The 14,479-nt window shown below is 61.4% G+C and carries 9 protein-coding genes; 2 read left to right on the top strand and 7 right to left on the bottom strand.

Annotation, left to right across the window (positions count from 1 at the left end; translation table 11 throughout):
* Positions 1 to 30: 30 nt before the first annotated feature.
* The 5 genes from fusA to rpoB form a co-directional block, all read right to left on the bottom strand.
* A complete protein-coding gene (gene fusA / locus OOZ51_RS10010; RefSeq protein WP_265979306.1) occupies positions 31 to 2,145 on the bottom strand; it encodes an elongation factor G in 2,115 nt (704 codons plus the stop codon).
* A gap of 68 nt (positions 2,146 to 2,213) precedes the next feature.
* Entirely contained in the window at positions 2,214 to 2,684 is a 471-nt protein-coding gene (gene rpsG, locus OOZ51_RS10005) for a 30S ribosomal protein S7 (RefSeq protein WP_059387355.1), read from the bottom strand.
* Position 2,685: 1 nt separating this feature from the next.
* Positions 2,686 to 3,060: a 30S ribosomal protein S12 gene (rpsL, locus tag OOZ51_RS10000; RefSeq protein WP_011692814.1), complete on the bottom strand. Its 375-nt coding sequence runs from the start codon at positions 3,058 to 3,060 to the stop codon at positions 2,686 to 2,688.
* 383 nt (positions 3,061 to 3,443) lie between these two features.
* Positions 3,444 to 7,343 carry a DNA-directed RNA polymerase subunit beta' gene (locus tag OOZ51_RS09995; RefSeq protein ID WP_265979299.1) on the bottom strand — a complete coding sequence of 1,300 codons (3,900 nt, stop codon included), beginning with the start codon at positions 7,341 to 7,343 and terminating at the stop codon, positions 3,444 to 3,446.
* 102 nt (positions 7,344 to 7,445) lie between these two features.
* Positions 7,446 to 10,952, bottom strand: a complete 3,507-nt coding sequence (gene rpoB / locus OOZ51_RS09990; protein WP_265979297.1) for a DNA-directed RNA polymerase subunit beta — start codon at positions 10,950 to 10,952, stop codon at positions 7,446 to 7,448.
* Positions 10,953 to 11,350: 398 nt separating this feature from the next.
* On the opposite strand from rpoB, the gene OOZ51_RS09985 reads away from it, so the two are divergent.
* Positions 11,351 to 12,559, top strand: a complete 1,209-nt coding sequence (locus OOZ51_RS09985) for an acetyl-CoA C-acetyltransferase (RefSeq protein WP_265979295.1) — start codon at positions 11,351 to 11,353, stop codon at positions 12,557 to 12,559.
* Between the two features lie 41 nt (positions 12,560 to 12,600).
* Positions 12,601 to 13,068, top strand: a complete 468-nt coding sequence (locus OOZ51_RS09980; RefSeq protein WP_265979294.1) for an aminoacyl-tRNA deacylase — start codon at positions 12,601 to 12,603, stop codon at positions 13,066 to 13,068.
* 134 nt (positions 13,069 to 13,202) lie between these two features.
* Here the strand turns inward: OOZ51_RS09980 and rplL are convergent, their stop codons facing one another.
* Positions 13,203 to 13,580, bottom strand: a complete 378-nt coding sequence (gene rplL / locus OOZ51_RS09975; RefSeq protein ID WP_265979292.1) for a 50S ribosomal protein L7/L12 — start codon at positions 13,578 to 13,580, stop codon at positions 13,203 to 13,205.
* Positions 13,581 to 13,655: 75 nt separating this feature from the next.
* Complete coding sequence (rplJ, locus tag OOZ51_RS09970) at positions 13,656 to 14,261, bottom strand: 50S ribosomal protein L10 (protein ID WP_265979291.1); 606 nt, start codon at positions 14,259 to 14,261, stop codon at positions 13,656 to 13,658.
* Positions 14,262 to 14,479: the final 218 nt, after the last annotated feature.

The raw sequence follows: 14,479 nt of genomic DNA, 5'->3' as shown, positions 1-14,479 counted from the left end.
GGGCCAGCATCCTGGTTTTTCCGTCGGTGATTACTCGCCGCGGTTCTTCTGGATGATCTCGTCGGCAACTGCCTTCGGGACCTCTGCGTAGCTGTTGAACGTCATGGAGTACACAGCGCGGCCCTGGGTCTTCGAACGCAGGTCACCGATGTAGCCGAACATGCCGGACAGCGGAACGTGCGCACGGATCACCTTGACGCCAGCGGCATCTTCCATGGACTGCATCTGGCCACGACGGGAGTTCAGGTCACCAATAACTTCACCCATGTATTCCTCAGGGGTGCGGACCTCAACATCCATCAGCGGTTCGAGCAGAACAGGGTTCGCCTTTCGCGCAGCTTCCTTGAAAGCCATACGGCCCGCGATCTTGAACGCCATTTCCGAGGAGTCAACATCGTGGTACGCGCCGTCAATCAGCGTGGCCTTGATGCCGACAACCGGGTAGCCGGCCAGAACGCCGTCGTTGAGTGCATCCTGGATACCCGCGTCAACGGACGGGATGTACTCGCGGGGCACGCGGCCACCGGTGACCTTGTTCTCGAACGAGTAGAGCTCGCCGTCGGCGGTGTCCATCGGCTCGATAGCGATCTGGATCTTTGCGAACTGACCCGAACCACCGGTCTGCTTCTTGTGCGTGTAGTCGTGACGCTCTACAGCGCGCTTGATGGTTTCGCGATAAGCAACCTGCGGCTTGCCGACGTTTGCCTCGACCTTGAACTCGCGGCGCATGCGGTCCACCAGGATGTCCAGGTGGAGTTCGCCCATGCCGGCGATGATGGTCTGACCGGTGTCCTCGTTGAGGGAGACCTGGAAGGTCGGGTCCTCAGCGGAGAGCTTCTGGATGGCCGTGGAGAGCTTCTCCTGGTCACCCTTGGTGTTCGGCTCGATGGCAACCGAGATCACGGGCTCCGGGAAGCTCATGGACTCGAGGACGATCTGGTTGTTCGCGTCGCACAGGGTGTCGCCCGTGGTGGTGTCCTTCAGACCGATAGCTGCATAGATGTGGCCGGCGGTAGCGCCCTCAACAGGCATTTCCTTGTTGGCGTGCATCTGGAACAGCTTGCCGATACGCTCCTTCTTGCCCTTGGTGGAGTTGACCACCTGGGAGCCTGCTTCCACATGACCGGAGTACACGCGGATGAAGGTGAGCTGACCGAAGAACGGGTGCGCGGCGATCTTGAACGCGAGGGCCGAGAACGGCTCCTCGGCAGAAGGCTTGCGGGTGAGTTCCTTCTCCTCGTCGCGCGGGTCGTGACCGATCATGGGCGGGACGTCGAGCGGGTTCGGCAGGAAGTCAACAACAGCATCCAGCATCGGCTGTACGCCACGGTTCTTGAAGGCAGAACCACAGAGAACCGGGTAGAGCTCAGAGTTGATGGTCATCTTGCGGATGCCGGCCTTGAGCTCCTCGACAGTGAGTTCTTCACCGTCGAGGTACTTTTCCATGAGTTCTTCGGAAGCCTCGGCAACAGTCTCAACGAGCTGTGCGCGGTATTCCTCGGCCTTGGCCTGGAGATCGGCGGGGATCTCCTGGACCTCGTACTTGGCACCCATGGTGACGTCACCCTTGGCATCGCCCGGCCACACCAGCGCGCGCATCTCAAGGAGATCCACGACGCCGACGAAGTCGTTCTCTGCACCGATCGGCAGCTGGAGAACCAGCGGCTTGGCGCCGAGGCGGCTGATGATGGTGTCTACGGTGAAGTAGAAGTCGGCACCGAGCTTGTCCATCTTGTTGACGAAGCAGATACGCGGCACGTTGTACTTGTCGGCCTGGCGCCAAACAGTCTCGGACTGCGGCTCAACGCCTTCCTTGCCATCGAAGACAGCAACGGCGCCGTCGAGGACGCGCAAGGAGCGCTCGACCTCAACCGTGAAGTCCACGTGGCCCGGGGTGTCGATGATGTTGATCTGGTTCTTGTCCCAGAAGCAAGTCACGGCGGCAGACGTGATGGTGATGCCGCGTTCCTTTTCCTGTTCCATCCAGTCGGTCGTCGAAGCGCCGTCGTGCGTCTCGCCGATCTTGTGGTTCACACCTGTGTAGAACAGAATGCGCTCGGTGGTGGTGGTCTTGCCGGCATCGATGTGGGCCATGATGCCGATGTTGCGGACCTTGCTAAGGTCGGTAAGCACGTCCTGTGCCACGGTGTCTCCCTTTCGGATGGACTACACGTTCGCCGCCAGCTCAGGGAGCCGGCGGCGTACGGGAAGTTTTACCAGCGGTAGTGTGCGAAGGCCTTGTTCGACTCGGCCATCTTGTGGGTGTCTTCGCGACGCTTCACAGCGGCACCGAGACCGTTGGACGCATCCAGGATTTCGTTCTGGAGGCGCTCGGTCATCGTCTTCTCGCGGCGGGCCTTGGAGTAGCCAACCAGCCAACGGAGAGCGAGGGCAGTGGAGCGGCCCGGCTTGACCTCAACGGGAACCTGGTAGGTTGCGCCACCGACACGGCGGGAGCGAACCTCGAGGGAAGGCTTGACGTTGTCCATGGCCTTCTTGAGGGCGGCAACGGGGTCGCCACCGGACTTGGCGCGTGCACCTTCGAGGGCGCCGTAAACGATGCGCTCTGCGGTGGACTTTTTGCCGTCAATCAGAACCTTGTTGATCAGCTGGGTGACCAACGGGGAACCGTAAACGGGATCGGAAACTAGCGGCCGCTTCGGGGCCGGACCCTTGCGAGGCATATTACTTCTTCTCCATCTTTGCGCCGTAGCGGCTGCGGGCCTGCTTGCGGTTCTTGACACCCTGGGTATCGAGGGCACCACGGACGATCTTGTAACGGACACCCGGGAGGTCCTTCACACGACCACCACGGACGAGCACGATGGAGTGCTCCTGGAGGTTGTGGCCAACACCGGGGATGTAGGCGGTAACTTCAACGCCACCGTTGAGGCGCACACGTGCAACCTTACGCAGAGCCGAGTTCGGCTTCTTCGGAGTGGTGGTGTAGACGCGGGTGCAAACACCGCGGCGCATGGGGCTGCCGTTAAGGGCGGGAGCCTTGGTCTTCTTGACCTTAGGCGTGCGGCCCTTGCGGACCAGCTGGTTAATCGTAGGCACTCTCGTGTTCTCCGTTGGTTGATCTCTGCCCCGCGCCCAGGCATTAGCCTGTGTTTGCGTGAGAGCTTTGGCGTTGTCCATGCGACCCTGGCCGGAAGACCGGTGGGCGTGCAAAAGTGCGGCATTCGTTGCGCACGTAGCCCGCAACTCGGAAACAGGCACCACCGAAGCATCATGAGAACAAAACCGAAATGATGCTGCGGCGGCCTTCATCCACTGCCACACAGAACAATTACGAAAATTCTAGCATGGCTTGATCTGAGGCCTTAATCGGGTGTAAAGGCGGAGGACGACGGCGGGTGCGCGCCGCCGTCGTCGGGCACCTAACGGGAAGGACCCCGCACTCGCTGAGTACGGGGTCCTTCCTTTGCGTTGCAGACTTCTTAGCGGAAGTCGTTGCCGAGATCGTAGTCATCCAGCGGGATGGCGTGGAACTCGGGAGCTCCGTCGCCGCCCAACGCGTCATACGAGAAGTCCGTGAAGGCGCTGGGGCCTGTGAACAGGCTTGCCTTTGCTTCTTCAGTCGGCTCCACGGTGACCTCGGTGTAACGGGGCAAGCCCGTACCGGCCGGGATGAGCTTACCGATGATGACGTTCTCCTTGAGGCCAAGCAGCGGGTCGCTCTTGCCTTCCATGGCCGCCTGCGTCAGAACGCGGGTGGTCTCCTGGAAGGAAGCGGCCGACAGCCAGGACTCGGTTGCCAGAGATGCCTTGGTGATACCCATGAGTTCCGGACGACCGGAAGCCGGGGTACGGCCCTCGGACACCACGCGACGGTTCTCGTCCTCGAAGCGGCTGCGCTCAGCGAGCTCGCCCGGAAGCAGATCGGAGTCGCCGGATTCGATGACGGTCACGCGGCGCAGCATCTGACGGACGATGACTTCCACGTGCTTGTCGTGGATGCCAATGCCCTGGCTGCGGTAAACGCCCTGGACCTCGTCCACCAGGAACTTCTGGGCCGCACGCGGACCCATGATGCGCAGAACCTGCTTCGGGTCCACAGGACCGTTGATCAGCTTCTGGCCGACGCTGACGTGCTCGCCATCCTCGATGAGGAGGCGGGAACGGCGCAGCACCGGGTAGGCGATCTCCTCGGAACCATCGTCCGGGGTGATGACGAGGCGCATCTGGCGCTCGGACTCTTCGATGGCGATGCGGCCGGCTGCTTCAGCAATCGGTGCGACACCCTTCGGAGTACGGGCTTCGAAGAGCTCCTGGATCCGGGGCAGACCCTGGGTGATGTCGTCGCCACCGCTGGCGGAAACAGCACCACCGGTGTGGAACGTACGCATGGTCAGCTGGGTACCGGGTTCACCGATGGACTGTGCGGCGATGATGCCGACGGCCTCTCCGATGTCCACGGTCTTGCCCGTGGCCAGCGAACGGCCGTAGCAGAGCGCACAGGTACCGACCTTGGACTCACACGTGAGCACGGACCGGACCTTGACCTCGGTGATGCCGGCTGCGAGCAGCTCGGCAATGACGACGTCGCCGCAGTCGGTGCCGGCAGCCGCCAGCACCGCGCCCTTGGAGTCGACGACGTCGACGGCGAGGGTACGTGCGTAGGCGCTGTTCTCAACGTTCTCGTCAAGGACCAGCTCACCGTTCGAGTCCGGCACGGCGATTGCGGTCATGAGACCACGCTCGGTGCCACAGTCCTCTTCACGGACGATGACGTCCTGCGAAACGTCCACCAGACGACGGGTCAAGTAACCCGAGTTGGCGGTACGCAGGGCGGTGTCGGCCAGACCCTTACGGGCACCGTGCGTGGCGATGAAGTACTCCAGCACCGACAGGCCCTCGCGGTACGAGGACTTGATCGGACGCGGGATGATCTCACCCTTCGGGTTGGCCACAAGACCACGGATACCCGCGATCTGGCGGACCTGCATCCAGTTACCACGTGCACCGGAGGACACCATGCGGTTGATGGTGTTCATCGGGGACAGGCTGTCACGCATCGCCTGGGCGATTTCGTTGGTGGCCTTGTTCCAGATCTCGATCAGTTCCTGGCGACGCTCGTCGTCGTCGATCAGGCCCTTGTCGTACTGGGCCTGGATCTTGGCAGCCATGGTCTCGTAACCGGCCAGGATGGCCGGCTTGGAGGTGGGCACCTCGATGTCGGAGATTGCCACGGTGACGCCCGAGCGGGTTGCCCAGTAGAAACCGGCGTCCTTCAGGTTGTCCAGCGTTGCAGCCGTGACAACCTTCGGGTAGCGCTCTGCGAGGTCGTTGACGATCCGGGAAAGCTCGCCCTTGTCAGCAACAGCCTCGACCCACGGGTAGTCCTCCGGCAGGGTCTCGTTGAAGAGAACCTGGCCGAGGGAGGTCTGGACCAGTGCGGTCTGACCCGGCTCCCAGCCTTCCGGAGCTTCCCAGCCGGCGTAAGGAACAAAGCCCTCAAGACGGATCTTGACCTGGGAGTTCAGGTGCAGCTCGCGGGCGTCGTAGGCCATGATGGCTTCCGCAACCGAGGAGAAGATACGGCCTTCGCCTGCGGAACCAACACGCTTGGTGGTCAGGTGGTACAGACCGATGATCATGTCCTGCGAAGGCAGGGTCACCGGACGGCCATCAGACGGCTTCAGGATGTTGTTCGAGGAGAGCATCAGGATGCGGGCTTCAGCCTGGGCTTCGGGGCTCAGCGGCAGGTGGACTGCCATCTGGTCGCCGTCGAAGTCGGCGTTGAAGGCACCACAAACCAGCGGGTGAAGCTGGATGGCCTTGCCTTCAACAAGCTGCGGCTCGAATGCCTGGATGCCGAGGCGGTGCAGGGTAGGTGCACGGTTGAGCAGCACCGGGTGTTCGGTGATGATCTCTTCCAGCACGTCCCAGACCTGCGGGCGGTAACGCTCCACCATGCGCTTTGCCGACTTGATGTTCTGCGCGTGGTTGAGGTCAACCAGTCGCTTCATCACGAACGGCTTGAAGAGCTCCAGGGCCATCTGCTTGGGCAGACCACACTGGTGCAGCTTCAGCTGCGGGCCGACGACGATGACCGAACGGCCTGAGTAGTCGACGCGCTTGCCGAGCAGGTTCTGGCGGAAGCGACCCTGCTTGCCCTTGAGCATGTCGCTCAAGGACTTCAGCGGACGGTTGCCCGGACCCGTGACGGGACGGCCACGGCGGCCGTTGTCAAAGAGGCTGTCAACAGCTTCCTGAAGCATGCGCTTCTCGTTGTTGACGATGATCTCCGGAGCACCGAGGTCAAGCAATCGCTTGAGTCGGTTGTTGCGGTTGATCACGCGGCGGTAGAGGTCGTTGAGGTCGGAGGTCGCGAAGCGGCCACCGTCCAGCTGGACCATCGGGCGCAGTTCCGGCGGGATCACCGGGACAGCGTCCAGGACCATGCCGAGCGGGCTGTTGTTGGTGGTCAGGAACGCATTGACAACCTTCAGGCGCTTGAGTGCACGGGTCTTGCGCTGGCCCTTGCCGTTCTGGATGGTGTCGCGCAGGGACTCGGACTCTGCCTGCATGTCGAAGTTCTCAAGACGCTTCTTGATGGCTTCGGCGCCCATGGAGCCTTCGAAGTACATGCCGTAGCGGTCGCGCAGTTCGCGGTACAGTCCTTCGTCACCTTCGAGGTCTGCGACCTTGAGGTTCTTGAAGCGGTCCCAGACCTGCTCGAGGCGCTCGATCTCAGCGTCCGCACGCTTGCGGACGTTGGCCATCTGACGGTCCGCGGAGTCGCGGGCCTTCTTCTTGTCTGCAGCCTTGGCGCCTTCACCCTCGAGGCGGGCAAGCTCGTCCTCAAGGTCGCGGGCAATCGTGGCGATGTCGCTGTCGCGGTTGTCGACGAGCTGCTTCTTCTCAAGGTCGTGCTCAACCTGGAGGTTCGGCAGTTCCGCGTGACGGCTCTCGGTGTCCACGCTGGTGATCATGTAGGCAGCGAAGTAGATGACCTTTTCAAGGTCCTTCGGTGCCAGGTCAAGGAGGTAGCCCAAACGGGAGGGAACGCCCTTGAAGTACCAGATGTGCGTGACGGGAGCAGCCAGTTCGATGTGGCCCATGCGTTCGCGGCGCACCTTGGCGCGTGTGACTTCAACGCCACAACGCTCACAGATGATGCCCTTGAAGCGCACGCGCTTGTACTTGCCGCAGTAGCATTCCCAGTCCCGGGACGGGCCGAAGATCTTCTCGCAGAAGAGGCCGTCCTTCTCGGGCTTGAGCGTGCGGTAGTTGATGGTTTCCGGCTTCTTGACCTCACCGTACGACCAACCGCGGATGTCTTCCGCGGTGGCTAGGCCGATCTGCATGAGGCCGAAGGAGGATTCGCTGGACATATGGTCCCTGTTCTCTCTTGTTCTCTAAATTCTGAAGTCTTGATTTACGGAAAGAGGCAGCTGCCTTGGCTGACGGTTTGCACCGCTAGCCAAAAGCGGCTGTTAGACCTCTTCTACGGAGCTGGGCTCTGCGCGAGACAGATCAATGCCCAGTTCTTCCGCAGCCGTAAAGACTGCGTCATCAGAGTCACGCATTTCGATCGTCGTACCATCCGTGGAAAGAACTTCCACGTTCAGGCACAGCGACTGCATTTCCTTGATCAAGACCTTGAAGGATTCCGGAACGCCAGGCTCGGGGATGTTCTCGCCCTTGACGATGGCTTCGTAAACCTTCACGCGACCGTGGATGTCATCCGACTTGATCGTCAGCAGTTCCTGGAGGGTGTAGGCAGCGCCGTATGCTTCGAGCGCCCACACTTCCATTTCACCGAAGCGCTGGCCACCGAACTGTGCCTTACCACCCAACGGCTGCTGCGTGATCATGGAGTACGGGCCGGTGGAGCGCGCGTGGATCTTGTCGTCCACCAAGTGGTGGAGCTTCAGGATGTACATGTAGCCCACGGAGACCGGGTCCGGGAACGGCTCGCCGGAGCGGCCGTCGAACAAACGGGTCTTGCCGGAGGAGTCGATCAGGCGGTCGCCGTCGCGGGTCACGTTGGTGGAATCCAGCAGACCTGTGATTTCCTCTTCGCGTGCACCGTCGAACACCGGGGTGGCGACAGTGGTCTGGCCGGTTTCACGAGGCAGGTTCGGAAGGTTCTTGACCCACTCCGGCTCTCCTTCGATCTTCCAACCGGTCTTGGCAACCCAACCGAGGTGCGTTTCGAGCACCTGGCCGACGTTCATACGGCCCGGAACACCCAGGGGGTTCAGGACGATGTCCACCGGCGTCCCGTCAGCAAGGAACGGCATGTCTTCGATCGGGAGGATCTTGGAGATGACGCCCTTGTTACCGTGGCGGCCAGCGAGCTTGTCGCCGTCGGTGATCTTACGCTTGGCAGCAACGTAGACGCGGACGAGCTGGTTGACGCCCGGGGGCAGCTCGTCGTCGTTGTCGCGGTCGAAGACGCGCACACCGATAACCGTGCCGGACTCGCCGTGGGGAACCTTCAGGGAGGTGTCACGCACTTCGCGGGACTTCTCGCCGAAGATCGCGCGGAGCAGGCGCTCTTCCGGGGTCAGTTCGGTTTCACCCTTCGGGGTGACCTTACCGACCAGGATGTCGCCGGCTTCAACCTCGGCACCGATGTGGATGATGCCACGCTCGTCAAGTCCTGCCAGGACTTCCTCGGACACGTTGGGGATGTCACGGGTGATTTCCTCGGCACCAAGCTTGGTGTCGCGGGCATCGATCTCGTGCTCCTCGATGTGGATGGAGGAAAGGACGTCCTCAGCGACAATGCGCTGCGACAGGATGATGGCGTCCTCGAAGTTGTGGCCTTCCCAAGACATGAATGCCACGAGAAGGTTCTTACCGAGGGCGAGTTCACCCTGGTCCGTTGCTGGGCCGTCAGCGATGATGCCGCCGACCTCGAGGCGCTGGCCTTCGTTGACCAGGACACGGTGGTTGTAGCAGTTGCCCTGGTTGGAACGGGCGAACTTGTTGATGCGGTAGCTGGTTTCCGTGCCGTCGTCGTTAAGCATGGTGACGAGGTCAGCGGAAACTTCGTTGACGACACCGGCCTTCTTCGCGATGACAACGTCACCGGCGTCGACGGCAGCAGCGCGCTCCATACCGGTACCCACGAACGGGGCCTCGGAACGGACCAGCGGCACAGCCTGGCGCTGCATGTTGGCACCCATGAGTGCGCGGTTTGCATCGTCATGCTCGAGGAACGGAATCAGAGCAGTAGCTACGGACACCATCTGGCGCGGGGAGACGTCCATGAACTGAACTTCGCCAGCCGGAACCAGGACGGGCTCGCCTCCACCACCACGGGCACGGACAAGCACGGTTTCTTCCGCGAACTTCTTGTCGGCATCCAGCGGTGCGTTGGCCTGTGCAATCAGGACCTCGGCTTCGTCGTCGGCAGTGAGGTACTGGACCTCATCGGAAACGACGCCCTCGGAAACCAGGCGGTAAGGAGTCTCGATGAAACCGAACGGGTTGATGCGGCCGTAGGAAGCCAGCGAACCGATCAGACCAATGTTCGGACCTTCAGGAGTTTCGATGGGGCACATACGTCCGTAGTGGGACGGGTGAACGTCTCGAACTTCCATGCCGGCGCGGTCACGGGAAAGACCACCCGGGCCAAGAGCCGACAGGCGGCGCTTGTGGGTCAGACCCGACAACGGGTTGTTCTGGTCCATGAACTGGGACAGCTGGGACGTTCCGAAGAACTCCTTGATTGCTGCCACAACAGGGCGGATGTTGATCAGGGTCTGCGGCGTGATGGCTTCGACGTCCTGCGTGGTCATGCGTTCGCGGACGACGCGCTCCATGCGGGACAGGCCGGTGCGGACCTGGTTTTCGATCAGTTCGCCAACGGCGCGGATGCGGCGGTTACCGAAGTGGTCGATGTCATCGATCTCGACGCGGAGCTCGTGGTCTTCGCCATCGCGCTTGCCCATGAGGGTCTTCTCGCCGGCGTGAAGCGCGACGAGGAACTTGATCATGGCGACGATGTCTTCAACGTGCAGGACCGAAGCTTCCTTGTCGCCAAGGGAGCGGTCGATGCCGAGCTTGCGGTTGATCTTGTAACGGCCAACCTTGGCCAGATCGTAGCGCTTGGCGTTGAAGTACAGGTTGTCCAGCAGGGACTGGGCAGCCTCGACGGTGGGCGGCTCGCCCGGACGCAGCTTGCGGTAGATGTCCAGAAGAGCGTCTTCGCGGGTTTCGGTGGCGTCCTTCTCCAGCGTTGCACGCATGGAGTCGTACTGGCCGAACTCTTCCAGGATCTGGCCTTCGGTCCAACCAAGGGCCTTCAGCAGAACGGTGACCGACTGCTTGCGCTTGCGGTCGAGGCGTACGCCGACCTGGTCGCGCTTGTCGATTTCGAGCTCGAACCATGCACCGCGGGACGGGATGATCTTTGCAGTGAAGATGTCCTTGTCACTGGTCTTGTCAGCGGTGCGCTCAAAGTAGGCGCCCGGCGAACGAACCAGCTGGGAGACGACGACACGCTCGGTGCCGTTGACAACAAACGTTCCCTTCTCCGTCATGAGAGGGAAATCGCCCATGAACACGGTCTGCTGCTTGATTTCACCCGTGTTGTTGTTCATGAACTCGGCCTTGACATACAGCGGTGCCGAGTAAGTGGCGTCACGGTCTTTGCATTCGGCCATGGTGTACTTCGGATCAGCGAACTCCGGCTCGGAGAAGCTCAGGGACATAGTGCCCTGGAAGTCCTCGATGGGGGAGATCTCTTCGAAGATGTCGGCAAGTCCAGAGGTGGTGGCGACGCTCAGGTCGCCTTCCTCGACAGCCTTCGCTACCCGCGCCTGCCAGCGTTCGTTTCCGACCAGCCAGTCAAAGCTGTCTGTCTGCAGTGCGAGAAGATTCGGAACGTCCAGCGGTTCGTGAATCTTTGCGAATGAGAGCCGGCGAGTTGCACCATCGGTGCTTGCCGTATTAGCGGTTTCGTTATTAGAGGTGCTCGAGGCGACCAAGAGGGATCCTTCCACAGACCTTCAGGCGTTTTCAGATCTCCCCCGCTTGCACCCTGCAGATTGAATCCGCAGTGTACCTTTCCGGTTCCGCTATATGACCCGGGACCCCGGCCGACCAAGAGCATGCACGTTCGAAACGGCACATCAAAAGGCGCAGCTGAGGGGTAAAGCCCACCGCTATATGAAGGCTGAAGGTTAACAGGGAAGACGCAAATATCCACGATACGGCAAATCAACCCACCTGTCTACCCCACATTTCGCCTGAATGCAAGCACAGTTGCTGCAGGCACCTATGCGGCCGCCGCCGACGGAATGTTGTACGGGGCTCCATCGTTGAATGGAGAGGTGATGGGCGCCACGGTAGCCTAGGCTCACCACCCTTGATCGGAAGAGAGAAAATGAGCACCCCTTCAGACAAAAGGGACAACAACGACGTCGTCATCCTTTCTGCCACCCGTACCCCACAGGGCAGGTTGAACGGTCAACTGGCTGGACTCACCGCCGTCGAGCTCGGTGCGCACGCCATTTCAGGCGCCATCGCAGCGAGCGGACTCACCGCGGACAAAGTGGACGCGGTGATCATGGGACAGGTCCTGCAAGCGGGAGCCGGCCAAAATCCTGCCCGGCAGAGTGCCATAGCCGCCGGCATCGGATGGAATATCCCGGCCGTCACCATCAACAAGGTCTGTCTTTCCGGACTGACGGCCGTGATCGATGCCGCGCGAATGATCCGCAGCGGCGATGCCACCGTTGTGGTTGCCGGCGGTCAGGAATCGATGAGCCGCGCTCCCCATTTGCTGCCAGGCTCACGGCAAGGGTGGAGCTACGGGGCAATCCAGGCTCTCGACGTTGCGGCACATGACGGTCTCACGGACGCCTTTGATGGCCAGTCGATGGGCCTGTCCACCGAGATCAAGAACCTCTCGTTGGGCATCGACCGCCGCTCCCAGGATGAAGTGGCCGCTGCTTCGCACCAGCGTGCCGCCGCGGCCGCAGAGCAGGGAGTGTTCGACGGCGAGATCACACCCATCAGCATCAAACAGCGCAAGGGCGAACCCCTGGTGTTGACAAGAGACGAAGGCGTCCGCCCCCAGACCACTCTCGAGACATTGGCCCCCTTGAAGGGCGCCTTCGCCACCGACGGAACCATCACGGCGGGCAACTCGTCTCCCCTGTCCGACGGCGCCTCCGCACTGGTGCTCACGAGCCGCCGCTTTGCCGAGGAGAACGGCCTCGAGTATCTTGCAGTCCTCGGCAAGCCCGGGCAAGTGGCCGGACCTGACAACAGCCTGCATTCACAGCCATCCAACGCCATCCGGCAGGCTTTGGACCGCGCCGGATGGACAACTGCCGACCTGGACTTCATCGAGATCAACGAAGCGTTCGGCTCGGTTGCGGTGCAGTCGTTGAAGGACTTGGACTATCCCTTGGAAAAGTGCAATATCCATGGCGGGGCAATCGCTATTGGACATCCGATCGGGGCCTCCGGGGCCCGGCTTGCGCTGCATGCGGCCCACGAGCTGAAGCGCCGCGGCAAGGGCAAGGCGGCAGTCGCCTTGTGTGGCGGTGGCGGTCAAGGCGAAGCACTGCTCCTTTACCGCGACTAGGATTCGGCAGCGGGAGCGGCCACTTGAGAAATGGGGCATGAATGCGGGGCACTGAGCGATTCCTGGCCGACGCGGCCGCCCGCGGACTGGAGGTCCAGCTCGTGGAACGGGCGGCGGCCGGAAGTCTTGAGGAAGCGGCCCGCATCATGGGGATCACGCCGTCGGACATTGTGAAGTCTCTTGTAGTCAAACACCGGGACGGCACTTTCCTGTTCGCGCTGGTTCCTGGTGACCGGCAGATCTCCTGGCCAAAACTGCGCGCACTCCTCGGCGTCAACAAGCTGTCCATGCCCTCCGCCGATATAGCCTTCGAGGCCACCGGCTATGAGCGCGGCACCATCACTCCGTTGGGAAGCTCAAAGCCTTGGCCGGTCTATGCTGACGCCAGCATCGCGGGACGACGGGTATCCATGGGTGCAGGCGAACACGGATTCAGCGCTTTCGTGAAAGCCGACGAACTGGCTGCCGCGTTACAGGCCGTGGTGGCCGACATCAGCGACCCCATCTGACTGGCACTAGACGTCGTTGTAAGCCGTCATAACGACAACAACTGCGAGCCAGTTGGGGGTTAAATGCAGGAAGCCCCGCCCGGACGAATCCGGACGGGGCTTCCTGGGTAAAGCGAATTACCCGAAGAGGCGAGTTACTTGACAGTAACCCTGGCGCCTGCAGCTTCGAGCTGATCCTTGGCCTTCTCTGCAGCTTCCTTGGTGGCGCCTTCGAGGACAGCCTTCGGTGCACCGTCAACCAGGTCCTTGGCTTCCTTGAGGCCGAGGGAGGTGATGGCGCGGACTTCCTTGATCACTGCGATCTTCTTTTCGCCGGCAGCTTCGAGGATGACATCAAATTCGGTCTGCTCTTCAGCTTCTTCGCCAGCGCCGCCCGCAGCCGGGCCTGCAACTGCAACAGCAGCAGCAGTAACTTCGAAGGTCTCTTCGAAGAGCTTGACGAACTCGGAGAGCTCGATGATGGTCAGTTCCTTGAAAGCTTCAATGAGCTCTTCGTTGCTGAGCTTCGCCATGTTGGCGTCCTTCCTTTAGGTGGTGCTGCCACGGACATCGTCCGTTACCGCACCGCAGTTTGATTGGGGGAGAACTTAGTTCTCTTCAGTTGCTGCTTCAGCGGCTTCAGCCGGAGCGGCAGCCTCTTCTGCAGCAGCCTCGGCGGGAGCCTCTTCGGCAGCCGGTGCTTCTTCAGCGGCCGGTGCTACAGCGCCGCCCTCTTCTTCAAGCTTGAGGCGCAGAGCGTCAATGATGCGTACAGCAGCGGCAGCAGGTGCCTTGAGGATGCCTGCAACCTTGGCGAGCTGCAGCTCACGGGACTCGAGGGCTGCCAGAGCGGCAACCTCTGCTGCGTTCAGTGCCTTGCCTTCAAAGTAACCGGTCTTGATGACCAGCTGCTTGTTGACCTTGGCAAAGTCCGTCAGGCTCTTGGCGGCAGCAACCGCGTCACCCTTGATGAATGCAATCGCAGTGGGGCCGGCGAGCTGACCGTCGAATGCTTCGACACCAGCTTCCTTGGCTGCAATGGCGGTCAGGGTGTTCTTGACGACCGAGAACTTGGTGTCCAGGCCGAGAGAAACACGCAGCTCCTTGAGCTGTGCGACAGAGAGCCCGCGGTATTCGGTCAGGACAGCGGCGTTCGATTCCTTGAAATCGTTCGTGATCTCAGCTACTGCAGAGATCTTGCTTGGCGTTGCCATAACCCTCCTTCCGGGGAATAAAGCCGGTCTTCCGGGTCCCCGCTCAAAAGAGCTGCAACTAAAAAACGCCCCGCGCAGATGCACGGGGCTTGGCTCGACGCGATCACATGACCGTGGAGACTTGCTTCGTTCACCTGCGCCGGCCGCCCTTTGTCAGGGTCCTTCGTCAGGGAACCCACTTGATTCTTCCGCGCGTAGCTGCAGTGTTGAGCTGCGCA

The sequence above is a fragment of the Arthrobacter rhizophilus genome (assembly GCF_026241105.1).
Lineage (GTDB): Bacteria > Actinomycetota > Actinomycetes > Actinomycetales > Micrococcaceae > Arthrobacter.
Note: the sequence above shows the minus strand (reverse complement) of the source record. Positions and strands in the feature narration are given on the sequence as shown.